At 50.3% G+C, this 24,212-nt stretch carries 22 protein-coding genes; 6 read left to right on the top strand and 16 right to left on the bottom strand.

Translation table 11 applies throughout. The features are described 5' to 3' along the window. Positions 1 to 13: 13 nt before the first annotated feature. Positions 14 to 1,252: a DUF6786 family protein gene (locus OQ371_RS02590; protein ID WP_265992194.1), complete on the bottom strand. Its 1,239-nt coding sequence runs from the start codon at positions 1,250 to 1,252 to the stop codon at positions 14 to 16. 88 nt (positions 1,253 to 1,340) lie between these two features. Here OQ371_RS02590 and OQ371_RS02595 point away from each other — a divergent pair, with 88 nt between their 5' ends. Further along, positions 1,341 to 1,781 (top strand): GNAT family N-acetyltransferase, encoded by a 441-nt coding sequence (locus tag OQ371_RS02595; RefSeq protein ID WP_265992195.1) that lies wholly within the window; start codon positions 1,341 to 1,343, stop codon positions 1,779 to 1,781. Positions 1,782 to 1,785: 4 nt separating this feature from the next. Here the strand turns inward: OQ371_RS02595 and OQ371_RS02600 are convergent, their stop codons facing one another. The 7 genes from OQ371_RS02600 to OQ371_RS02630 form a co-directional block, all read right to left on the bottom strand. Beyond that, positions 1,786 to 2,844 (bottom strand): CHC2 zinc finger domain-containing protein, encoded by a 1,059-nt coding sequence (locus OQ371_RS02600; RefSeq protein ID WP_265992196.1) that lies wholly within the window; start codon positions 2,842 to 2,844, stop codon positions 1,786 to 1,788. A 147-nt stretch (positions 2,845 to 2,991) separates the two neighbouring features. Then, positions 2,992 to 3,528 (bottom strand): ATP synthase F1 subunit delta, encoded by a 537-nt coding sequence (atpH, locus tag OQ371_RS02605; protein ID WP_265992197.1) that lies wholly within the window; start codon positions 3,526 to 3,528, stop codon positions 2,992 to 2,994. Positions 3,529 to 3,612: 84 nt separating this feature from the next. Next, complete coding sequence (locus tag OQ371_RS02610) at positions 3,613 to 4,107, bottom strand: F0F1 ATP synthase subunit B (protein ID WP_265992198.1); 495 nt, start codon at positions 4,105 to 4,107, stop codon at positions 3,613 to 3,615. A 176-nt stretch (positions 4,108 to 4,283) separates the two neighbouring features. Continuing rightward, positions 4,284 to 4,556 carry an ATP synthase F0 subunit C gene (gene atpE, locus OQ371_RS02615; RefSeq protein ID WP_111629403.1) on the bottom strand — a complete coding sequence of 91 codons (273 nt, stop codon included), beginning with the start codon at positions 4,554 to 4,556 and terminating at the stop codon, positions 4,284 to 4,286. A 40-nt stretch (positions 4,557 to 4,596) separates the two neighbouring features. After that, a complete protein-coding gene (gene atpB / locus OQ371_RS02620) occupies positions 4,597 to 5,694 on the bottom strand; it encodes a F0F1 ATP synthase subunit A (RefSeq protein WP_265992199.1) in 1,098 nt (365 codons plus the stop codon). 19 nt (positions 5,695 to 5,713) lie between these two features. Beyond that, positions 5,714 to 6,076: a hypothetical protein gene (locus OQ371_RS02625; protein ID WP_265992200.1), complete on the bottom strand. Its 363-nt coding sequence runs from the start codon at positions 6,074 to 6,076 to the stop codon at positions 5,714 to 5,716. Position 6,077: 1 nt separating this feature from the next. Further along, positions 6,078 to 6,332 carry an AtpZ/AtpI family protein gene (locus OQ371_RS02630; RefSeq protein ID WP_265992201.1) on the bottom strand — a complete coding sequence of 85 codons (255 nt, stop codon included), beginning with the start codon at positions 6,330 to 6,332 and terminating at the stop codon, positions 6,078 to 6,080. A 238-nt stretch (positions 6,333 to 6,570) separates the two neighbouring features. Here OQ371_RS02630 and porW point away from each other — a divergent pair, with 238 nt between their 5' ends. The 4 genes from porW (at position 6,571) to uvrC (ending at position 14,203) form a co-directional block, all read left to right on the top strand. After that, the gene (gene porW, locus OQ371_RS02635; RefSeq protein ID WP_265992202.1) at positions 6,571 to 8,703 is read left to right on the top strand and encodes a type IX secretion system periplasmic lipoprotein PorW/SprE; all 2,133 of its coding nucleotides are present in this window, start codon (positions 6,571 to 6,573) and stop codon (positions 8,701 to 8,703) included. Positions 8,704 to 8,780: 77 nt separating this feature from the next. Then, a complete protein-coding gene (locus OQ371_RS02640) occupies positions 8,781 to 11,135 on the top strand; it encodes a penicillin-binding protein 1A (protein WP_265992203.1) in 2,355 nt (784 codons plus the stop codon). A 99-nt stretch (positions 11,136 to 11,234) separates the two neighbouring features. Continuing rightward, complete coding sequence (locus tag OQ371_RS02645; RefSeq protein ID WP_265992204.1) at positions 11,235 to 12,368, top strand: glycerate kinase; 1,134 nt, start codon at positions 11,235 to 11,237, stop codon at positions 12,366 to 12,368. Between the two features lie 26 nt (positions 12,369 to 12,394). Beyond that, positions 12,395 to 14,203: an excinuclease ABC subunit UvrC gene (uvrC, locus tag OQ371_RS02650; RefSeq protein ID WP_265992205.1), complete on the top strand. Its 1,809-nt coding sequence runs from the start codon at positions 12,395 to 12,397 to the stop codon at positions 14,201 to 14,203. Between the two features lie 53 nt (positions 14,204 to 14,256). Here the strand turns inward: uvrC and porN are convergent, their stop codons facing one another. The 8 genes from porN to sucD form a co-directional block, all read right to left on the bottom strand. Further along, positions 14,257 to 15,321: a type IX secretion system ring subunit PorN/GldN gene (gene porN, locus OQ371_RS02655; RefSeq protein ID WP_265992206.1), complete on the bottom strand. Its 1,065-nt coding sequence runs from the start codon at positions 15,319 to 15,321 to the stop codon at positions 14,257 to 14,259. 61 nt (positions 15,322 to 15,382) lie between these two features. Beyond that, positions 15,383 to 16,978, bottom strand: coding sequence for a type IX secretion system motor protein PorM/GldM (gene porM, locus OQ371_RS02660; protein WP_265992207.1), 1,596 nt, complete (start codon positions 16,976 to 16,978; stop codon positions 15,383 to 15,385). A 42-nt stretch (positions 16,979 to 17,020) separates the two neighbouring features. Next, the gene (porL, locus tag OQ371_RS02665) at positions 17,021 to 17,848 is read right to left on the bottom strand and encodes a type IX secretion system motor protein PorL/GldL (RefSeq protein WP_265992208.1); all 828 of its coding nucleotides are present in this window, start codon (positions 17,846 to 17,848) and stop codon (positions 17,021 to 17,023) included. Between the two features lie 68 nt (positions 17,849 to 17,916). Then, positions 17,917 to 18,987: a T9SS ring complex lipoprotein PorK/GldK gene (porK, locus tag OQ371_RS02670; protein WP_265992209.1), complete on the bottom strand. Its 1,071-nt coding sequence runs from the start codon at positions 18,985 to 18,987 to the stop codon at positions 17,917 to 17,919. A gap of 263 nt (positions 18,988 to 19,250) precedes the next feature. After that, the gene (locus OQ371_RS02675; RefSeq protein ID WP_265992211.1) at positions 19,251 to 20,219 is read right to left on the bottom strand and encodes a PorP/SprF family type IX secretion system membrane protein; all 969 of its coding nucleotides are present in this window, start codon (positions 20,217 to 20,219) and stop codon (positions 19,251 to 19,253) included. Positions 20,220 to 20,477: 258 nt separating this feature from the next. After that, positions 20,478 to 21,263, bottom strand: coding sequence for a uroporphyrinogen-III synthase (locus OQ371_RS02680; protein ID WP_265992212.1), 786 nt, complete (start codon positions 21,261 to 21,263; stop codon positions 20,478 to 20,480). A gap of 40 nt (positions 21,264 to 21,303) precedes the next feature. After that, positions 21,304 to 22,458, bottom strand: coding sequence for a DUF4271 domain-containing protein (locus tag OQ371_RS02685; RefSeq protein ID WP_265992213.1), 1,155 nt, complete (start codon positions 22,456 to 22,458; stop codon positions 21,304 to 21,306). A gap of 75 nt (positions 22,459 to 22,533) precedes the next feature. Continuing rightward, the gene (sucD, locus tag OQ371_RS02690) at positions 22,534 to 23,412 is read right to left on the bottom strand and encodes a succinate--CoA ligase subunit alpha (protein WP_265992214.1); all 879 of its coding nucleotides are present in this window, start codon (positions 23,410 to 23,412) and stop codon (positions 22,534 to 22,536) included. Positions 23,413 to 23,558: 146 nt separating this feature from the next. On the opposite strand from sucD, the gene OQ371_RS02695 reads away from it, so the two are divergent. Then, positions 23,559 to 24,209 (top strand): DUF6962 family protein, encoded by a 651-nt coding sequence (locus OQ371_RS02695; protein ID WP_265992215.1) that lies wholly within the window; start codon positions 23,559 to 23,561, stop codon positions 24,207 to 24,209. The last annotated feature ends 3 nt before the right edge of the window (positions 24,210 to 24,212 follow it).

Consider the following 24,212-nt stretch of genomic DNA (forward strand, 5'->3'; position numbering starts at 1 on the left):
ACCGTTCTGGCTCTCAAAAAGCCCGGACGATTTCGTCCAGCGAAACGCCCAGCCATCGACGGGCGATTTCATCGAGTTGGGCCGGTTTTCCCTGGATGTGCAGCGTGGTGTGCCGGTGGGTCAGACGACCGCCGGGCGACAAAGCAGCCGCGGGTGAAGAGCTTTCCAGTTCGTAAAACTTCCCCATTTGCGGCTGATCTGGTTTCATTGGGCCGTCGTTGTACGCGTTGGCGACATCACCGGCATACGGCTCTTTTTGAATCTCCCAGGCGGAGTTGACGTAGTCCTGATTGGCCGGATTGAAAGTAAAAGTAACCAGTGTCAGGGTCTGGGAATTGGGATCGTAGCTACCGAGCCAGTTTTTAGCCCGACTAGGTGGTACACCGATTTTACCGCGCTCGTTTGCGTCAGCCCGAAAAAAGCCAACGCTATCCTTCTGAATCAACCGGGAAGCCGGGACATTCCCAAAATAACTGTCATTGATGGCCGGTTCTTTGCCGGGCTGAAACGGCACAACAATCGTAGCGTCCGGTGCCGCGTTAAACATGCCCAGAATCCAGACCGACAACAAGCCGTTCTCCTTCTTCCACGGTTCTTTACCCCTATTGATCAATGTATTGACCGATTCGACGCCCACAATTTTGAGTGAATCACTCAGCGGCACGCCCGTGGCACCCAGCGCCAGATTGATCTGTTTGGACCGCAACAGGTGAACTTCCCGTTCAACGCCCACGCTAAACTTCGTTCCGGAGTAATTTGTCAGTTCAAAGTCCCGGCTGAATCGGGCAGAGCGCTCGTCTTTCGACACCAGCGTAAACGGTTCGGAGTCGATGGGCGCTGGCGTTTGCCAGTTGTCACCGTTGAATTCCGCACCGGGCTTGAAGTAGATGGCAAATTGGCCGCCTTCCGGCCCTAACCAAAAGCGGTCTTCTCCACCAAAAGCGTTCATGTGCGGCTGCAGTTTACCGGATTCGATCAACTCCCGGTTGATCCAGCCGTAGCTGGTTTCGCCGTCGGCGGTACTGGTCATGATGCGGCCCTGGTATGCCGGACAGATCAGTACCTGGGCGTTGCCATCTTTCAGGGTTACTAAATCGGGGTGGTGTTTCTTGAGAAAGGCTGCGTCGGAAGTAAACATGCGGGTTTGGGTTGTATCGGTTGCGGTGGTTTGATCGTCGCGCGACGAGTTGGATTGGCAGGCGATAGCACCCGCCAGCACGGGCAAAATGGCCCAATGAGTTATTTTTTTCATGATTGAGGTTTAGGATTCGTCGGAATTTCCCGAAATTTAGCCACATCTTGTTCACTTCCCGAAGACACCACCTAATCTTTCTCCGATCATGAGCGTTGCAGCCTACATTCGTCCGGCAAACTTTCAGGATGTTGGACCAATCTACCGGTTTATTTGCGAACTGGAAGAAGCCCAACTCAATGCTGTGGCTTTCCGGGCGGTTTTCCAGCGGAACCTAACCGACCGCCGGGTGCACTATCTGGTGGCCGAAGTCAACGGCGAGGTGGTGGGGTTCATCAGTTGCCACGTTCAGTACTTGTTGCACCATACCGGCAAGGTGGGTGAAATTCAGGAGTTATACGTCGAGCCGGAATACCGGAATCAGCAGATTGGACGCCAACTGGTGGCGGCTTTGGAGCAATTGGCCGAAGCGCACGGTTTTGTCAATCTGGAAGTGACGGCCAATCAGAAGCGAACGCATACGCACCGGTTTTACCAGCAGCTGACGTTTCAACCTTCGCATTTCAAGTTTGTGAAAGAATTCCAGTAAACCGCTACTCGCGTTTGGAAAAGTAGTCGTTTACGTCTTTGTAGCCCTCCTTCACGGTTTTCACCCGGGTCGAAACCCCGTACTGGCTGAATACTTCGCCGTACTCGCGGGCGGCTTTCTGCCCGGCAGCGTCATTGTCGAAGTAAAAACAAACCTCAAATCGCCGAAACAGCTTCATCCATTCCCGCTTAAACATTGTCGCACTGCCCAAGCTCACGGCGGGCATTCCTTCCTGCATCAGCGTCATGCAGTCAAGAGCGCCTTCCGTAACGTACAGGATCTTCCCCGTTTTCAGGATGTCCATCACATCGGCGTTGAATAACTCCACCGGCACACCGCTCAGAAACTGATAACGAGAAACCGTATCGGACGGGTTACCAATAACGCGGCCTTGCAGAAAGACGATTCGTCCTTTGCGGTAATACGGAATGATGATTGGATGTCGGTAAAAAATCAGGTTCCCTTTCTCATTGAACAACCCGCTTTCCTGCAAATCCAAAACGTTGTACGTATTCCGTAAATAGGCCTGCACGGGGTGATACTCGTTGACGGTGAAGATCTGAAACTTTCGCAGCGTCGATTCGGAAAAACCACGTCCGGTCAGGTACCGCCAGGTTTCCTCTTGTACCGAATTGGCTGGTTGCAGGCGACAGACCCGGGCAAAATCCTCGTAGATCTCGCTGTGGAGTGGCTTGTATTCGTAAATTTTGGTATCCGTCGGCAGCGCGATTTTCTCCGCTTTATGGGGTGCTGAAGGCTGTATTTTTTTAAGGTGGCCGCGTTTGTATAGCTCTGGTTTGTAATCCGGTAGGTAATTGAACGCCAGCTCGTGCATGGCCGTCGTGTAATCCAGATTGGCGATTCCGGCGTAAAAATTAATTACATCCCCGTGCCGGCCACAGCCAAAACAGTGGTAGGAATTGTTCTGCGGATAAACCACCAGAGATGGTGTCTTCTCGACATGGAAGGGGCAGATAATTTTACGGTTTTCGTGCAATACGTAGCCCAAGTCCGTCACAACACGGATGATATCGACCGTACGGGTTTGAGCGAGAATATCCATAGGCTAACCGTTGAATGTGCATATTACAAAAAAACCGGATATCCGTGCTGGGCACAAACATCCGGTTTTTATGAAGTGAAGCAGGTAGCGATAAATACAGCGAGCTTTTCCTGCTCTTCTATCGTCTGATTTTTTGTTAGTTACAACTTAATTCAGGAAATTCAACCGCAACTCGGCCAACTGAGTGCGGATTGAAGCATCTACCTGCTGGTCATCGATCCGGAGGATGTAACCACCGATTAATTTGGGATCGATTGTTTCTTCCAGTTCAATCTCCTTGCCGGTTGCCTTAGCAACCAGAGCGGTGAATTCCTTACGCAGTTCCTCCGTCAGCGGCACCGTTGTTATCACCTGAACCTTTTGAATGCCTTTTAAGAAGTTATACTGCCGAATGAATTCATCGGCGATAATATCCATAATGCCTTCCCGGTTTTTCTTCGTAATGATGTTGAAAATAGAGAAAGACAAAGGATCAACCCGGCTTTCGAATATCGCCCGCAAAACGGCCAGCTTCTTTTCGTGCCGCAGAATGGGGCTTTTCAGGGCCAGCATCAGGTCTCGGTTCTTGGTGACCACGTCCCTGAAGAAAGCCATATCTTTATAGACCTCTTCAACCTTGTCCTTTTCCTGGGCCAGATCGATCAGGGATTTAGCGTATCGAAATGCAACTGTAGATTCTGCCATCTTAAGAGAGATGAGTCAAGAGTTAAGCGTTAAGAGTTAAAAAGGCGTTGCCCAACACTTAACGCTCAATTCATAATTCTTAACTTAATTTAGTCTTGAGTCAGCGACCAGACTTTTAACCAATTCTTCCTGCGATTTTTTGTCGCTCAATTCCTTGCGGAGAACTTTCTCTGCAATACTCAGCGACAGATCAATCACCTCACGCTTCACCTCAGCCACCATGGCCTGACGTTCGGATTGCAGTTCTTCGCGGGCTTTCTCGATGATCCGTTTGCCCTCTTCCGTTGCCCTGTTTTGAGCTTCAGATACAACGCGGTCAGCGGTTTCTTTTGCACCCCGCAGAATAGCATCGCGTTCAGCGCGGGCTTCGGCCAGCAACTTCTGGTTGTCGGCTTGCAGTTTGGCCATTTCGACGCGGGTCTTCTCGGCCATGTCCAAAGCACTTTGAATGTCGTGCTCGCGCTCTTTCAAACTCTGCGTGATGGGCTTCCAGGCAAATCGGGACAGCAGAAAGAACAACAGTAAAAAGACAACTAACTGCCAGAAGAGAAGGCCAATGTCGGGGGTAAGTAAGTCCATTGAGGTAAAAAACTAAGCTATGTTTTGCAACGTTTAAGGTCAATCTTTCGCCTTGTAAGCTATAGATAGCCCGCCAGCTGGCTAGCCCAAACTGGCGGGTTTTCTAATGAGATCGAGTGTTGACGTCGGTGCCTAATGCAACCAACCACTCTACTTGCCTCTATTCAACGCTGTTTTTACAGGTTGAACGAAATGAGCAGACAGATAACCGCAGCAAACAGGGCCACGGCCTCAATCAGAGCTGCGATGATCAGCATGGCGGTTTGGATCCGTCCAGCCGCTTCCGGCTGACGAGCAATACCTTCCATTGCGCTACCACCGATACGGCCGATACCCAGACCAGCACCGATAGCAGCCAGACCAGCACCTAAACCAGCACCGATAGCGATTAATCCTGAGCCACCTTCAGCAGCCGCTTGTAACAAAATTGATAGCAGTGTAGCTAACATGTGTGAAAGAAACGATTTATATAAAACAAAAGATTGCTAATTAATGATGCGGCTCCACGCCCGCTTCCAGGCCCGAACCACCACCGTGATGGTGTTCTTCTACGGCACTACCGATGTACATGGCCGACAGCAGCGTGAAGATAAACGATTGCAGGAAGGCTACCAGTAACTCAATCAGGTTCATGAAGATGGTAAACGGAGCAACAATTAAACTAACTCCCCAACCCGTTCCGGCACCGCCCAGATTCCTCGCGATAAAGATCAGGCCCAACAAGCTCAGGATAATGATGTGACCGGCTGTGATGTTGGCAAACAACCGGATCATCAGCGAAATCGGTTTTACGATAATCCCAACAATTTCCACAGGAACGATAACCGGCAAAAGTGGCAGCGGAACCCCGGTAGGTTTTACAATGTGTCCCCAGTAGTGCTTGTTACCGCTGAAGTTGGTAATCAGGGCGGTAATAACCGCCAGCACCATCGTAACCGTGATGTTACCCGTCAGGTTGGCCGCGCCCGGCAACAGACCCAGCAGGTTGTTGACCAGGATAAAGAAAAACAGGGTCAGTAGGTAAGGCAGATACCGCTCGTATTTCGGACCCAGGTTGGGCTTTGCAATTTCATCCCGAACAAACAGGATAATGGGTTCCAGGAAAGACTGGATTCCCGAGGGAGCCTTGCCTTTATTTTTCTCATAGCCGCTACGAACCGAGAAAAACACCGTAATCAGAATGATGGCACTCAACAGCAGAGAAGCCACATTCTTGGTGATGGAGAAATTATAGAGGTGAGCCGAATGATCCTCTTTGCCGTCCGCTGTCACCCGGTGAATCTTTCCGTGTTCAAGCTTATAGTCGTTATATACTTCACCGTGGGCCAGTCTGGACGAAGAGAAAACTTCCAGACCCCGATCGTTGCTGTAAAGTATAACGGGTAGAGGCAGGGTTAGGCCGTGGGCAAATTCCCAACCGTGATCATCTTTAATGTGGTGCATTATCATATCACCTACATTGAACTCTTTTTCGCCTTCAGCAGCAGCGTGGGCGCTATGATCTTCATGCTGGGCATTGACAGCCACCAAAGCACTCAGAAACAGGGCAATACTTAAAAATACTTTACGAATGAGGAGACGAAACATATGAAGTGGATGGCATATATCACAAATCGCGTCGCAAGTTACGATTCAAAATGTAGATTTCAAAGGCCGTATAAAATATATATAATGCAAGAAAGTCCAGAACAAACAGCTTCTTCGCGCCAACGCCCTGCCAGAGAAAGACGCCGACAAAGATGATGCATAAAACCAGCCGGGCCACAATCGACGCCATGTAAAACTCCACGAATTTTTCACGATTATTCTGAAAACCAATATCCATCAATCGGTGAAGCAGAAATGAGATGCACAGAAAAAAAATAAGCATGTATTTCCAGTGTGGATGCAGCCAGACGGCGGCTCCGTACTGCTCGGCTATAAAAAATACAATTGCCAGGAGGGCGGTAAACCCAATGCTTGGTAACATACTAAGGTTGTTTGGGTAAACTACGGATAAACAGGTACAAGGATGAACCAATCGCAAATAGCGACAACACCAGCGTCCAGATCGGTTTCTGGTTGCCCTGCCATTCATCCAGTTTTAAACCGCCCCAAACTCCCAGACCAATGGTAGCCAGCATCTGGAAACCAATAGACGAGTACTGAATAAACGTATTAGCGCGTCGGGGATCTTCTTTAAACGGTTTTTTAGGTTCGTCGGAATTTGGCTGATCGGTTTCCATATAGCCTGCCTTCTGTTTTTGATGGAAGTAATTTCGTATTTTTGTCTGAGTGGCACGTTTTTCGATACGGTTTTTACGCGAACGACGTTACTAAGTAGGTTTGGTTTCGCGAAGGTAAAAAGCCTTTGGCCGGTTACCAAGAATCTCACTTTTTTCCATGCAAGGCAGGTTTTTCAACCGATATATCTTTTGCCATTCCATTCCTGGCTGGTCGCGGACCCACCTTTTCTGGGTTGCCATGACGGTTTGGCTATGTGGCTGTTCACAATATAGCACCAAAAAATTACCGGTTGCCTACCATAATTTGAACGCCCGCTTCAACGCTTACCTCATCGCCCGCGACCGACTCCGGGATGTGGAACGGTATCGACTCAAGACCTATCAGGAAAATTATAACCAGCCGCTGCCCATTCTGTTGCCGCTCGATTCTACAAAATTAGAGCCGGTTAGGGCGCAGCTCGACGACGCCATCAAGAAAGCATCGCTGGTTGCCGAACGGCACCAGAACAGCAAGTGGCTCGACGACAGCTACATTCTCCTCGGCATGGCCCGTTTATACCGCCAGGACTACGGCAATGCCATAGAAGTTTTTAAGTACGTTAACACGAAAGGCGAAGGCGTGGACGAAAAACACGAAGCGCTGATTGGTCTGATGCGAACGTACATTGAAGTTGGAGATTACACGAACGGCTTAAACGTGGCCGAATACCTGCGCGCTCAGCCGTTGAACACGATAAACACGAGGAATTATTACCTGACCAAAGCTTATCTGCACCAGAAAAGACAGGAATACGCCGTTTCGGCGGCCCTGCTGGATGCCACTTTTCCGCTCCTGAAAAAGGGCGAAACGACGGCCCGACTGCACCTGATCGCGGGTCAGATGTACGATCTGATCAAAAAGCCCGACCAGGCCCTGGAGCATTACCGGCAGGTATTGCGAAACAGCCCGAATTACGAACAATCCTTTTACGCGACTATTTATTCTATTCAGGGGGGCAGAACCAGTAGCGAACGGTTTAGCCGAATGCTGAACGACCGCAAGAATAACGACCTGCGCGACAAGATTTATTATACGATGGGTTTGCTGGAAGCCCGCAACCAACGCTACCCCAAAGCCATCGAATACTGGAAAAAGTCGATTAAGGAAACGACCACCAACACCAGCCAGATTCCCTATACCTATCAGGAAATGGGCCGGGTGTATTTTGAGAATCTGCAGGATTTTCCGACCGCCAAAGCCTATTTCGACAGTGCCCTGGCCCTCTTGCCCCAGCAGTCGGCCGATTACCGGGCTCTGGCCGATCGGAAAGTTTCCCTGGATGATTTGGTGGAGCAGCAGCAGACCATTCAGGTAGAGGACAGTTTGCAACGGCTCGCCCAACTGAATCCGGCGGCTTTGGACCGCAAGCTGGATCAGGTTATCGATCTGAAGCTGAAACAACAGCAGGACATGATCGCCCAGGCACAGGCCCTGGCGGCTCAGGCGGCTAACCGCCCCGCAACGACCTCAGACATCCCGGCCGATCAGCGGTGGGTATTGTACAATCCGATCCTTGTTACGCAAGGACGGGCGGAGTTCAACCAGAAGTGGGGTAACCGGCCGCTGGAAGACAACTGGCGACGGATTCAGAAAGAAACGGCCGCTCAGGCGCTGGCCGAACCCGCCCCGCAGACCGGTTCGTTACCCAATGCTCCCCTTTCCGATGGTACCAACAGTACGCTGACTACCTTGTCGGAATCGGAGCGGAGAGCGCAGAAAGACGCTCTGTACGCCAGTCTTCCCTTAACGCCTGAAGCGTTGAAGCAGTCTAACCAACGGCTGGAAGAAGCGTATTACCGGCTGGGTAAGTTGTATAAATTTCAGTTTAACCAGCCCGACCAGGCCATTCCGACGTTTGAAACATTGCTGAGCCGGTATCCGAACACACCTGTCAAACCGGAAGTTTACTACCTGTTGATGCTTTCGAACGACCAGTTGAATCGCCCGTCAAGCTGGAAGGAAAAATTGCTGGCCGAATTTCCGACCTCCTCGTATGCCCGCCAGGTTGGAAAGGGTACAAACGAAACGCACACGGCTACCGGCGAAAGTGAGGCTCAGCGAACCTACACGCAGGTTTACAACCTGTATAAAGCCAACAATTTAAGCGAAGCCCTGAGCCGGGCCGAAGCCTCCATGAGTGCCCTGACAGGCAGCCTGATTGAAGATAAAATGGCCGTTTTGCGGGTCATTCTAATTGGAAAAGTCCGGGGGGTTGAGCCCTACCGTCAGGCCCTGATTGAGTTCATCCGCGATTACCCGACCAGCCCATTGCTTCCGAAAGTGAAAGAAATGCAGGTAGCCGCCGAGCAACCTACCGCCAAACGAAAATAGCGTTTTTGGTTAAAATGCGTACTTTTGGCAAATGCGGAAGCGTTTCGTAATCTAAAGTTTAATTTCTTATTCTCTCTATGTTTGAGCTACAACCGGGGTTGTATCGGCGCCTGATTGCAAGACTCTGGAAATGGACCCTGGCCGGTATTTTGCTGCTGGTTCTGTATATTGTTGCCGTTAGCTTTAACTTTCTGTGGCTGTTTGGCGGTATGCCCGGCCTGAAGGCCCTCGAAAACCCGCAGAGCTATCAGGCCTCCGAAATTTACACCGAAGACGGGGTGCTCCTCAGCAAGTATTACCTGGAAAACCGGACGCCCATCGAAATCTCCCAGGTTTCTCCCAACGTCATTTCGGCTCTGCTGGCCACCGAGGATGCCCGTTTCATGAAGCACTCCGGCATCGACGCCCGCAGTATTTTCCGGGCTGTCAACGGGGTTTTGACCGGCCGCAGCAGTTCGGGGGGCGGAAGCACCCTGACGCAGCAGGTTGCCAAAAACCTCTTTGAGACCCGTACCGAGAAGTTCCGCGGTCTGTTGGGCAAAATACCTTACGTGCGCGTGCTGATCGACAAAACCAAAGAGTGGATTCTGGCCGTGCGGCTGGAGCGCAACTACACCAAGCAGGAAATCCTGATGATGTACCTCAATACGGTATCGTTTGGCAACAACACCTTTGGCATCAAGACGGCGGCTAAAACCTATTTCAACAAAGAGCCCTGGCAACTGAACGTGGAGGAAGCGGCTCTGCTGGTGGGTATGCTTCAGAACCCTTCCCGCTTCAATCCGCGGCTCTACGAAGAACGCTCGCAGGTGCGCCGGAATGTGGTCCTGTTTCAGATGCGGAAGTACGGCTTTCTGACCGATGATCAATTCAATACCTATAAGCAGAAACCGATCAGCCTGGACTTCAACATTGAAAACCAGAACACGGGCCGGGCGGCTTACTTTCGTTCGGTGATCCGGGAGGATATTCAGAAGTGGCTGGACAACTACAACGAAACTCATCCCGAAGAGGAGCTAGATCTCTACACGAGCGGTCTGAAAATCCGGACCACCATCGATTCGCGGCTACAGAAGTACGCCGAAGAAGCCGTATATGAGCACATGCGCGAGCAGCAGCGGAAATTTTACGAACACTGGCGTGGGCGCAACCCGTGGGTGTTCAAGGCCAAAGACGGCAAATTCCGCGAGATTCCCGGTTTTGTTGAGCAGGCTGCCCGGCGTACCCCCCGCTACATTGCCCTGAAACGCGAATACGGCGATGATGAAAAGGCAATCTGGGCCGAAATGCGCAAACCCGTCAAGATGAAAGTGTTTGTGTACGGAGGCCGCCGGAATGAGAAGGACACCGTCATGAGTCCGCTCGATTCGATCAGGTATTACAAGCGGTTTCTGAACGTAGGCTTTATGTCGATGGACCCGCGCAACGGCCACGTCAAAGCCTGGGTGGGCGGTATCAACTTCAAGTACTTTAAGTTCGACCACGTTAAGCAGGCCAAGCGCCAGCCCGGATCGACCTTCAAACCGTTTGTTTACCTGACGGCCATTGACAAAAACTTTCTAACGCCCTGTGATCGGGTTACCGACCAACCAGTGCGCTTCGAACCGTACGAAGACAACAACGGCCCACGGCCCTGGGTCCCACACAATTCCAACAACAAGTGGAGTTACCAGCCCCTGTCGCTGCGGCAGGCGCTGGGTCGTTCCATCAACTCCGTAAGCGCCCAGCTGATCAAGCAGGCCAAGTCGGCTTCCGTTGTCGAATACGCGCACAAACTGGGGATTGAGAGCGACCTGACGGCGAATCCTACCCTGTGTCTGGGCACCAGCGATGTATCGGTATACGAAATGGTGGCGGCCTACTGCACCTTTGCCAACGCCGGTTATCGGGTAAAACCGTTGACGGTTCTGGAAATAAGGGACAAAAACGGCAATCTGCTGACGAGCTTCTTTGCCGAAAACAAGCTGGTGATTAACGCCAATACAGCGTATCAAATGCTGTATCTGATGCGGGGGGCCGTAGAAGACGCCGATGGTACGTCGCAGCGGCTCAGGACCCAGTACAAACTGATGGAAGGTGGCAATGAAATTGCGGCCAAAACCGGGACGACCTCCAGTTACTCGGATGGCTGGTTCATGGGCATGACGCAGAATCTGGTGTCGGGCCTGTGGGTGGGTGGCGATGAGCGGAGTATTCACTTCCGGGATATGGCCCTGGGCCAGGGAGCTCGGGTGGCGATGCCGGCCTGGGGCATGTACATGCAGAAAGTGTACACGGACCCTTCCCTGAAACGCTCCTACCCCCGCGTTCCGTTCCGGAAACCCGATGGGTTTAATCTTTCGCTCGATTGCAGCGGGTATGCCATCGACTCCAGCCAGCGCTACATTCCGCCCAAAGTGGTGGAGTCGGAAGAAGAGGAAATTTTGAATTAGAAAATAGAAAAAAAGTGAGGTAGAAGGTGAGGTACGCTCACACGTCTATTATTTTATATTTTAGCCTTTTGTCTCACTTCTTTTCTTGTTTTCCGTTCAATGAAAATTCTGCTGGCTCCGGATAAATTCAAAGGCTCTCTCACCGCCCGCCAGGTTTGTGACGCCATGACCGAAGGAATCCGGCTGGCCACCCCCGAAGCCCGCATCATCGCTCTCCCAATGGCCGACGGAGGAGAAGGTACCGCGGAAGTTCTCACCCTGGCGACTGCCGGTGCGTGGCTTCCCGTTCCGGTACTGGACCCGCTCGGGCGACTCATCGAAGCCTTTTACGGTATTTCCTCCGACCAACGGACGGCTTTTATCGAAATGTCGCAGGCGTCCGGTCTGCGCCTGCTGCAACCACAGGAGTACAATCCGCTACAGACCCATACGTTCGGAACGGGTCAACTGATCCTTCACGCGTTGCAACAGGGGGTATCACACCTGATTCTCGGCATTGGGGGAAGTGCAACCAACGATGGTGGGACTGGAATGGCAGCTGCGCTCGGGTGGCGGTTTTTAGACAACCAGGGGGAACCGCTTCGCCCTTGTGGCGGAAATCTCACCCAAATTAGCCGCATCCTCCCTCCTGCTCAACCTCTTCGTTTAACGGTAGAGGTAGCCTGCGATGTAACAAATCCGCTCATCGGTCCGAACGGAGCGGCCGCGATCTATGGCCCTCAAAAGGGCGCATCCGCCGAAGAGATAACTATTCTGGACAAGGGTCTGCGTCACCTGGCCGGCTTGATTTACGATCAATTCGGGATTGCATTGGCTGAAGTTCCGGGGGCAGGAGCCGCCGGGGGCCTGGGAGCCGGAGCCTTATTCTTTTTGAACGCTACTCTAAAAGAAGGTGTCAAGCTCGTGATGGAACAAACTCATTTTGCTGACCACCTGCCGGATACCGACTTGGTGTTGACCGGCGAAGGAAAATTTGACCACCAAACGTTACAGGGCAAGCTGATCAGCGGTATCGCCGGTCAGGCCCATCAGGCGGGTGTTCCGGTTATCGCTCTCTGCGGAACGCTCGAAGCCCATCCGGAAGCTATTGCTGCGCTGGGCCTGACGGCGGCCTTCTCGGTCTTAACGCATCCCCAGTCGCTCGACGAAGCGCTCAGCTCCGCTTACCAGGCTGTTCGGCAGACAACTTTTAACCTCATCCGTTTGTTTTATAGTAGTAGTGAACGTGCCTAAGAAGCGTTCTTATTTCTTTTAAAAGCATGGCTGAATTCGACTATAAAAAAGAATTAGCAAAGGTCCCGCACGAACCGGGGGTTTACCGGTATTTTGATGCATCTGGTGAAGTCATCTACGTAGGAAAGGCTAAAGATCTGAAAAATCGGGTTAGTAGCTATTTTGTCAAGTCCAATCAGCATGATCGTAAAACTCAGCGTCTGGTCAGCCAGATTCGTAAGATTGAATTTACGATTGTTCATACCGAATTCGACGCGCTGCTGCTGGAGAATCAGCTGATCAAACGGTTTCAGCCCCGCTATAACATTCTTCTGCGGGACGACAAAACGTATCCTTTCATCTGCGTCACAAACGAGCGTTTTCCCCGCATCCTGACGACCCGACGCATTGACCGGAAGATGGGCACCTTTTACGGACCCTACGCTCAACTAAGGCCTATGTACGCGTTGCTGGAGATGTTTAGCCAACTCTTCACACTCCGCACCTGCAACCTCAATCTGTCGCCCGAAAATGTTGAAGCGAAGAAATTTAAAGTTTGCCTGGAGTACCACATTGGTAACTGCAAAGGACCGTGCGAAGGGTTAATCAGTGAAGAAGAATACCTGAAGGATATCGACCAGGTGCATTCCATCCTGAAAGGAAACGTCTCGCCCGCCCAGAGTTACTTCAAGGAGCGAATGGTGGAAGCCGCCAGCCAGCTGGCATTTGAACAGGCTCAGCATTATAAAGAAAAGCTACATGTCCTGCAAAACTTTCAAAGCAAATCAACGGTTGTCAATCCCAAAATTCTGGATGCCGATGTGTTCACGATTGCCTCGGATGAGTCGGCGGCTTACATCAATTTCATGAAGGTGGTCAACGGAACGATCACCCAGACCAATACCGTCGAAGTTAAGAAAAAGCTGGACGAGCCTGATGCCGATCTGCTGACCATGCTGGTCGTAGAGTTTCGGACCATGTACGGCAGCGAGGCTAAAGAGATTATTACCAATATTCCGTTAGACGCTGATCTGAAAGCCGAGATCACTGTCCCCCAGATTGGCGACAAGAAGAAGCTGCTCGATATGTCGTTGAAAAATGTTCTGTATTTTCGGCGTGAGCGGGCCGAACGGGCGGCCGCTGAAGCAACCGGGAATGCCAGCCGAAAAGACCGGGTCTTGATTCGGCTGAAGCAGGACTTACAACTAAAGACGGTGCCGCATCGGATCGAGTGTTTTGATAACTCCAACATCCAGGGAACAAACCCGGTTTCGGCGATGGTCTGCTTCATCGACGGAAAACCATCGCCCAAAAATTACCGTCATTTTTCAATTAAAACCGTTATCGGTCCCAACGATTTTGCGTCCATGCACGAAGTGGTGACCCGCCGGTATACCCGTGTGCTGGACGAGCAGGCTGGTTTGCCGGACTTGATTGTTATTGACGGTGGCAAAGGGCAATTAAGTGCGGCCTGTGAAGCTCTTAAAGAGCTAGACCTATACGGTAAGGTGCCCATCATCGGCATCGCCAAGCGCCTGGAGGAAATCTATTTTCCGGAAGACAGCCTGCCACTTTACATCGATAAGAAATCCGAATCGCTGAAACTGATTCAGCGCATTCGCGATGAAGCCCACCGGTTTGCCATTACCTACCACCGTGACAAACGCAGCCGGAACAGTCTGATTAGTGAACTGGAAAATATTGAGGGAATTGGCAAGAAAACGGCGGCTAAGCTACTCAAAGTTTTTAAGGGTGTTAAGAAGATCCGGGAAGCACCCATCGAAGATGTAGCCACCGTGGTTGGCAACGATAAAGCCCAGAAGATTAAAGAATACTTTACTACCATTGATCAATAAAACGAAAAAGGGACGCCGACGGCGTCCCTTTTCTATGTTATAAACTCGGGGTTCTAGTATTCCCACAAGCTATGTTCCTGCTCCATCAATTCCTGTTCGATTTGGTACGACTTCATTAAGCCTTCCCGCTCGCTACCGTATTGACCAATCAGGTCCCGATCTTTCGGGTTTGATACTTTATAAATGCGGCCCCAGAATAAACGTAAGTCGAACGCGTCGGCCAGGTTTTTGTGTTGAGCCTGGTTCTGGAAGTTATACCAGATAAACTTCTTTGGATCGCTGCGGAACAGTTTATCCAGATCCTTGTACTTAAAGTAAGCTACCGGCTGCTCCAATCCTGACGGAGTTTTATCCGCCGGAATGATAATACCGACCGTCTGAATATCGAAGTACAAGCGAGAACGCTTACGGTCAAAAACCCAGTCTTCTTTAATATCCAAAACGCTGTACTCATCAGCCAGGCGTTCGTTCGCGCTGTTGAAAGGGGATGCCGCTTTTGCCATCGCTGCTGAATCAACTTTAGGCGGTTCGGGTACAACCGGTGCAGGTTTAGCCCCTTTCTTTCCTTTCGTATTTTTGGCGGTCGTTTTCTTTTTCGGTGCGGGAGTTCCCCAACCGTCATCTGCGGGTTGCGCTTTTGCCGTTTTGGTCGGAGTTCCCCAACCATCATCTACAGGTTGCTTGGCAGCCGGTTTTTTATCCTTTGGCGTCGCGTTTCCCCAACCATCGTCGGTTTTTGCTTCATCGCCAAAACCAGCGGCTTTTTCCTCAGCGGTCAACGCGACTGCCTGATCGGGGACAGCCAGTTTTTCGGCAAACTTACTCACATCCATCGGAGTGCTCACCGAATCGTTAGGATAGGCTACTAAAACGCCCGCTTTAACGGCGTCAATCAGGTATTTGGTAATCTGATTGTTCTTGGAGAACATCGCCTGATTCTGCTTTTCGTTAAGATCGACCCGACGCCACAATGTTTTCTTCATCATGATGTCGCTGTCACTGATCTCCCGAACCGACAACGGATTGGTTTTGGTGCTTTCCTTTTCCTGCGCTTGTGCCACCCCTCCTGCCAGTACTGCCAACACTGCAGCAACTGCTACACTTCCCGCCTGTTTCATGACCTTGTGCTTTTTGCTAATCTTCTCCACAATAACGAATTAACTGTGAGTTCTCGTACGCTTAATACAAGTTAATTGTATAATATTTTTGAGTAACCGGAACTTCACTGATTTCGCCCCTAAAGTTCTGACGTTCTACCCCTTCTACTTCAATGCTGTACCGCATACCAGGTTGCGCTTCGGAAGCCAATGATCCAATGGAACCACCGTTAGGCCCCAGTGTAACGGGAGGACCAATGGGACGGCTTCCCTGAGCCAAACGAACCGTAAAACCCTTTACCCGGAACTTAGCATCGTCCGGCATGAAGTTTTTAAAGCTTTCATCAGGAATAGCCCGAACCTGAATAGACCGAACCGCTGAAACGGGCATACCCCGGCGCTCGTCGATTTCGGCTCCACCAGCGTACACTCGCAGTGTCGGACGTGGTACGCGGTTTACTTTAAACTGGTTTGTACCCAGCAAGCTACCACCGTTGTTAACGTTCAAGCTAACTTGGGCAGACGTTGGAATAACCGTGATTTTTCCCCGCTCTCCGCTTTCCAGAACCGTGGCTCCATTGGCCGTAAACGACGGATTCCACAGGGCCCCTAATTGCGGGCTTTGAATGCTCAGTTTGTTGGCGCAGCCCAGGTACAAAGGAGGCATAGAAGCCGTCTCGATTTCGTACGACGGTTTGGCCACAAAATACTCCTGATTAAAGTTGACGGTTTTCATACCGTCTGGTGCCTGATAGCTAATTGAACCAGTCAGTGCACGACGCGCCAAACCGTTTTTATCATAGGTACCACCCTGAGCAGTAAACTCAATGTTACCCACACCGTTTACCACACGAACGGCTCCTCCATTCAGACTCATACGGGGTGTGATACCGCTTGACGAAGCCGCCAGGAACATTTGGCCTTTGAACTTCGTACCGGCTACTACAACCTTCGACTCCATACTGACCATTGCCAAAATTTTGTCGAATTTAATATCCTGCGCCCCCACTTTGCCAGCCAGGTAATCCAGTACTTCGCCTTCCATCCGACGGACATCCGATTGGCGCTGGCTCAGTACGGCCAAAGCCGCCGGAACCGGCGTCTGCTCAAAGTTTAGCTCAGCAAAGTCTTTATTACGTTGCTCTTTCGAACGGCTGGCGATTGGATCATCTTTTGCATCGACGGCCAACGGCGTAAACTTCGCATTTGGATTGTATTTTTGTAATTGCTGTGTGTACTGGTTCAGTTTGTTCTGCAACTCGTACGCTTTACCATTTTTGTTGTTGCCAATCATGATAGCTCCAACTTTGGTTTCTTCGCTGGGATTTTTGATGTTGCCCTGTTCGTCAAGCCCACCGCCCGCTTCGTTGATGATTTGCTCTTTGAGCGCGTCCAACTGAGCAACGATGTCTGAGGTAATTTCACGAACTTCCTGGGCTTGCTTTACAATTGCTAAATCTGAAGCTCGATTACCCGATTTGTCAACCGTAGCTTTGATATTATCGAGCGTCGACTGGTTAATTCGGCTGGCTGAACCCGTAGACGTTTCAAGGCTATTGTTCAGCAGAATAAATTTTTCCAGCAAGGCCGAACTAACCTGCAAAGCAAGCATAGCCGTCAATACCAGATACATCATCCCGATCATCTTCTGCCGGGGTGTTTCTTTTCCTCCTGCCATTAGTTTATGGTAGTGTAAGCTGTAATGTAGTTAAATTGGAAGTTATTTCGCACCGTTGCCTGAACCCCGCATAGCCGTTAACATGCTGCCATATACGTTGTTCAACGAAGCCAGGTTGTTAGTCAGCTTCGACAATTCATTTTTGAACTGTTGCGTATCGCGGCTTGCTTCTGACATGTTTTCCATCGCGCTTGTCAGGTTGCTGTAGAACGCGTTCATGGCTTTCAAATGCTTGTTGGTATCCTGTAGCTCCAGTTCGTAAACGGCATTCAGGGCCCCCATGCTCTGCGTAATTTTTTGGAACTGAGTCCGGTATTCTTTTGCATCCTGCGTAGCGTCCGCCATAGCGTTCATAGACGTTACGGCGACACCGTACGATTTGTTCATCTCGTTGATCGAGCTGGCAGCCTGCCGTACATTCTGCGTGTATTCGGTGGTGGCAATGGTGGCGTCAGATACATCACGCATTTTGCCAACGGTATCCGTGAAGCTGCGCAACCCCGTACCCAATTTTTCAAAAACATCCGGCGTCACTTTCGCGTCAGCCAGCATTTTATCCATGTTCGCTGTCAGACCGTTGCTTTGCAGCGCTGGGCTCCGTTTTGGCAATTCACCTTTATAATCATCCGCTAATTCCGGGTAGACCCGCGTCCAATCCGGCTCCGTTGAAGCGGGTTGGAAAAATGTTTGTAATGCAAAAAGAGCAAAAATGGCGGCTTCTATCGAAAGACCGATGGTTAGCATCGGGCCACCCCAATCAAAGTGTTGAATTTTACCTAAAGCTCCAAGGACAACAACCGCGGCCCCGGCACTGTATATGGTTGGAAGAATTCTGTCGAAAAAAACACTAGAACCGTTACTTTTAGCCATGGTATTAAGAAATAATAATTAGTCTATTATTATGATTAGTTAAAGATTGCTGGTTTGAAAGAATCAGCTTAACGCCGGGATCCCGTTCTTCCCTGGAAATTATCCATCACACAGCGGAAACCGATGTAAGAACGTTTGGTGTTTTCATCTTCATAATACCGCGTTCCTGTTTCCAGGTAATAAGCAATATCTTTCCAAGAACCACCGCGTACTACTTTCTTCGGTTCGTCGGCGTTCTGGTTGTCCGGGTTCATATCCCAAACAATCGCTGAAGCATTTTCCGCATAAGCATCGCGCGTCCATTCGGCGACGTTACCCGCCATGTTGTACAAACCGTAGTCGTTCGGGTTGTAGGCGTTTGCCGGTGCGGTGTAAGGATAACCATCCGCATCGAAATTACCGCGCTGTGGTTTAAAGTTCGCCAAATAGCAGCCTTTTCCGTTGGCTACGTAAGGACCACCCCAGGGGTATTTTGCCGAGTTGTGTCCACCGCGAGCAGCCCATTCCCACTCCGCTTCCGAAGGCAGCCGGAACCGGGGTGATACAAATTGCCCTTCTTTTGTGCGGTAATCGTTGTACAGATTGGAACGCCAGTTACAAAAATACTGCGCTGCGTTCCAGCTTACACCCACCACCGGATACGTATCAAACGCCGGGTGCGAGAAGTAGTATTCGAGCATCGGGTCACCGTTGTGGTACGTAAAGTCGTTTTTCCAAACGGTTGTATCGGGGTAATACTTGCTCATAATTTCTTCCTCGCCCAGAACGGAAACCGAGTCCGTTAAGAGGGCATTGACGAACTGCCGGTATTCGTTGTTGGTAATTTCGGTGTCATCCATATAGAATGAACTGATCGTTACCCGACGGTTCATGTTGGCTTGGCTGGCAGCCAGATCTTCGTCGGCCTGCCCCATCATGAAAGACCCTGACGGAACCAATACCATACCGTATGGTGTGGTTTGTTTCCAGCCCTTCCGGCCCCCGGCAGTGATCTCACCGTTAACGACGCCGACATCTTCACCTTTTCCTTTTCCCCCGCCAAATTTGGATTTGATAAACCCGCAACCCTGCATCAGCAGAATCGTTGCCACCACCATCACCCCACGGGCTGCGTTGCCGGTAAACCACTTGTTACTCATAGTTGTATGATACGTTAAAATCTGTTTCGCGTGCAAACCAGTCTTAGAACGAAAATAAAGCAATTTATTGTATACGTACATTTGAATTGATTAAATGCAGTTATAATTCAGAAAAAGTACAAAGTTACACCCGATCCGTTCTATCAGCCGATCTGCTCCATTTTTCAAAATTATCACTTTAGCTTTAAACAGCCTAACAATAATTAAGCCAACGTTGATCGTAATAATCAGAGGCTGAAACAATAGCAACTTCGTAGCTGATCTCAATAACGGAAACGGGGGGTTCGAATAATGGGTTTTCGTCCAGACCGGGGTTCAGGAAGTGAATACGAAAGCAATATTTCGTGCGAAGTTGGGCTCTTAGCGTCGCGGTTACTTACCACGAAATCAAACGCATACCCAAACCGCAGGGAATTGTTGCGCAATAAACTGATGCCAGCCGTTGCGCTGAACGCATCCCCCTGACGGTATCCCAAACCGGCCCAGTAACGCTTATCGTACATGGCCAGCACGCTTACCTCCAGCGACGAAAACGTGCCATCGGTATTAAATTTATAAATCGCCGACGGCATGAAATCAAGGGCGTAGTTCCATTCGTAACGGTACCCGGCCGTGATGTAGGCCGTTTGGTACAACGGGTTCTGCCCGATATCGGTTCCTACGGTATAGTCCGGTTGGTTGAGGTGTTTCATACTGGCCCCAACGTAATAGGTATCGGTGTTGTAATAAACCCCCGCTCCAATATCCGGTCTGGTCTGGTTGACCCGCCCGTTCTGAATCAGCGGATCTTCCGGATCGTTGGGCCGGAAACGGTCGTAGTTAATCGACCAGTTGTGCAACCCTGCTTCGGCGCCCAACGACAGCGTTCCTTTTTTCAGCGGTACCCGAAACGCGTAGGCAAGCTGCACTTTCTGAAATCCCTGCGGACCGAATGTTTCGTTGACCGCGTATAACCCGACTCCACTCCGGATTTTGTTCAACGGCATGTTGAACGAAAAAAGTTGGGTACTGGGTGCTCCCCCTGCATCGTACGTGCCCTGATAAGCCAGGTATTGGGTTCGATGGACCAGTTGAAACCGGGTAACGCCCTCCGAGCCAACGGCGGCCGGGTTGTAATACACCGGATTAAATATGAACATACTGAACTGTGGGTCCTGATTTTGCGCTTCGACGGTTGAAGCCAATCCCATACCAACCACCAGCAATAAGACAGCGTATAACTTACGATTCATATAATCTCAGACAAATCAACCGATTATTTTCCGATAGCCATTCGAACGTTAAACTAAAAGAGCAACAATCTGTTCGGCGGCAAGACTACCAAAGCGGCATGTTACCTATTAAACGGAGTTTTTCCAAAAATATTGGTATAAAAAGAGACAGTTTAAAACTATAATTGCGCGGGTTGAATGATGCCAAGATTCCAGCGAAATCCGTGCCCTCTTCATTCAACCCGCGCAATTTCACGGCCCGGCAATGCAGCAATTGATTTACTGATTGTTGGCCTGCTTTATGTAAATTTCCAGTGCACCCGCCATTGAGGGCGCGTTAGGCAAGGGAGCCTCAATGTCCAGAATAAAGCCCGCTTCGGATACTGCCCGCGCCGTGGTTGGACCAAAAGCCGCCATCCGAATGCCGTTCTGCTCAAAATCCGGGAAGTTGTGACGCAGCGCATTCACCCCCGACGGACTGAAAAACGCGATGATGTCGAACGACTTAATATCCAGATCCGATAAGTCGGCCGGAACGGTTTCATACATGATGGCTTCGGTCAGGTGCAGACCACTGGTGTCCATGAAATCCGGAATGTCGTTACCCCGGATGTTGGAGCAGGGAAACAGAAACTTTTCGTTCTTGTGCTTCCGAATCAGGTCAAACAGGTCGGCGGCTGTTTTGTTGCCGGTGAAAATTTTCCGTTTGCGAATAACGATGTATTTCTGCAGGTAATTGGCCGTTTGCTCAGTTACACAGAAATACTTCATATCGGCCGGCATTTCCATCCGGGCTTCCTGACAAATTCGGAAGAAGTGATCGACGGCGTTACGGCTGGTGAAAATAATGGCCGTGTGGTCGAGGATGTTGATTTTCTGCTTTCGAAAGTCTTTGTAGGAGACGCCCTCGATCTGGATGAATGGGCGAAAATCAATTTGCAGGTTGTATTTACCGGCAATCTGAAAATAAGGTGAATTATTGTCGGCAGGTCGGGCTTGGGTTACTAAGATGCTGGCAACTTTTGTCAGCCTTTCCTGGTCGTACTTCGCAGAAATCTCACTCATCGAATACCTCGCGTTTTGTGTTTAAATCTTGCCTAATTGGCTACAGGGCGAACCGCACCCCAATGGTTAACGGAATCAATTCAACGATGCAAAGGTACGAAAATAAATAGAGATTTTTGACAACACCTTTGTTTGCAATCACAACATACAAGAGTGCCAATCGAAGTACGTAAAAGCTTACAAACGGCACCATCAGCCAGGTACTCGACCAGGTAGCGTTGACGGGTGTATTGGCGGAAAGAATGGCGACCAGAATGGCCCCCGCCGTAAAAAAAATTAGTGACGACTGAATGGCTTTGAAAAAATGCAGATTGACTACCTGTTCAAGCCGGTACAGCCCGCCAATGACGGCAATAAATACATACTTCGCCACCAGCAACAGAAAGGCCAGTGCGCTTAGCTCAAAGAAGGTAACAATAAGGTCGAACAGGCTCTGTCCGCGCAACAGCAGTGCCCTCGACAGAAACAAATCAATGTTTTTGCTCTGAACGATCATGTACAGGTAGGCCGTTATGAAGCTTAGATTCAGCAAAAAGAGCAGATTGATGAGGCCGAGCGGGCGGTTAACCAGAAATAGTTCGTCCCGATCGGTTATGGACAGCAGATCCGTCAGATCAAAAAAGCGGATGAAGGCCCGGTGGTGAAAATTAAAAAGATAGGCGTTGAGGGCCGCAATAAATAGCAGGCTTAACGTGAAGAAATTTGCGTAAGCCGACGGCCGGCGCGGCAGAATGCTCAGGCGGGTTTCGGCGGCTGCGACTTCTTTCTGAGCCGCTGATTTAAGGTGCCCGATGAAAACCTGCTTATCGTCCACTCCCGGACTTCCGTGGACTGTCAGGAACAATTCGGGTTTGCGGTAGGCCCGGTATAAACTATCCAGATTCATGACCAGCCACTCGTTGGCGTTCAGCCTGCGCTTGAGGGCCGCATCAATAAACAGGTACCCGGTCTGGCGGGTTGAAATTAGGAGGTAGTACCGGCGGTTACTTTCGGCATCCAGAAAAAAGCTGACCGAATTGACCAGCGCGTGCTGTTCGTCAATGAAAGGCACGTAGGATTTATAGGTCTGATCATAGACCAACCAGTCATTGCGGAAGTCGTGGACGGGAAAAAACTGTTGATTCGGTCCAACTCCCTGCGCCCTACTCCCCAAAGCCCACAGCAGCAACGTGGACACAATCAAACAAAACCGCACAAAAAAACAGAGTTATGAATGATGAGTTATGAACGATGCATTCATACTTCATCATTCATAACTCATCCCTTTATTTTAATTTTTTCCGAGTGCTTTCAGCATCGTTTCTCCGATCAGAGCGGGTGATTCAACAACGTGAATACCGCATTCGGCCATAATACGCATTTTAGCGGCTGCGGTATCGTCCGCTCCGCCAATGATGGCACCGGCGTGGCCCATCCGGCGGCCTTTGGGGGCGGTTTGTCCGGCGATGAAACCGACCACCGGCTTTTTGTTACCACTAGCCTTGATCCAGTGGGCGGCTTCCGCTTCCATACCCCCACCGATTTCACCGATCATCACGATTCCTTCGGTTTCCGGATCGTTCATCAGCAGTTCAACGGCTTCCCGCGTGGTTGTGCCGATGATGGGGTCCCCCCCGATACCGATGGCCGTCGTCTGGCCCAGTCCTACTTTTGAGAGTTGGTCAACGGCTTCGTAGGTCAGCGTACCGGATTTTGAGACAATACCGATGGTGCCTTTTTTGAAAATGAAGCCGGGCATAATTCCCACCTTGCACTCTTCGGACGTCATAACACCCGGGCAGTTAGGTCCAATCAGCCGTACATCTTTATCTTTCAGGTATTCTTTCGCTACCATCATATCCTTGGTCGGAATGCCTTCGGTGATGCAGATGATTACTTTAATTCCGGCATCCGCGGCTTCCATGATCGCATCGGCAGCAAACGCGGGTGGAACAAAAATAATCGAAACATCAGCCCCCGCCTTTTCAACGGCTTCCTTCACGGTGTTGAATACGGGCCGATCGAGATGCGTCTGTCCGCCTTTGCCCGGTGTCACACCGCCAACGACGTTTGTGCCATACTCAATCATCTGCTGAGCATGAAATGACCCCTCAGAGCCCGTAAAGCCCTGTACGATAACCTTGGAATTCTTGTTAACTAATACGCTCATGATGAATGGAAAGCTATGCTATGCGTGTGAAGGTATAAGCTTTTGGAACCGGCGCAAAAGTAGAGCGAAATGGGTAAAGAACAAAGTTAAGAGTGAAGAGTTAAGAATTAAGCGTTAAAAGAGCGGCCTTCAGCTCTTTCCGCGCCGTGCGTAACGCTCAAGACTTTTGCCTTTTTCTTCTAAAAATTGTTATTTCCAGCATGAACCTATCAAATATGCTTTCAGAGGCCGTGCTGGCTTTTACAGGAATTTGGGTCTTTTGGCGGTACTTTCAGGGGTTGAGTTGGTATAATCGAATTTTGTGGGGGCTTTTTTTAATGACCATTTCCATGACGGCGCTGGTCGGAATTCTGAAATATGCTGGGGTTCAGAGCATCATTCCGCTGCATTATTCCCTGGAAACGCTGGCCGGTAGTCTGGGGGTAGTGTGCGTCATTGTCGGAGTCTGGGGAATTGTCCTAAAGCAGCAGATTCCAAAAAGCAGTTTCTTGATCACGATCTTGCTGGGAATCGGTTTGTTTCTTCTCTTGTTACTGAACCCGACGGTAGGCGCCTTTCGCGCTGTGGTTCCTTCTTTGGGGATGGTAATCGTTCTCCTAATCGCTTTTCTGGGCGTTATTCGCCGGGATTCGCGCGCTTCCTGGATCGTGGTCGCCGTCATGATTCTGGCGCTGGCTACCCGCGTCGGCCGGTTAAATAATTTACCCATCCATCCAGCCGACTTTTATCATTATACCCTTTCATTATCAATCCTTTGCTTCGGCAAATCCGTCAAGGGCCTGCGTGAGCAAATGTAGCGG

The organism is Larkinella insperata (genome assembly GCF_026248825.1).
GTDB lineage: Bacteria > Bacteroidota > Bacteroidia > Cytophagales > Spirosomataceae > Larkinella > Larkinella insperata.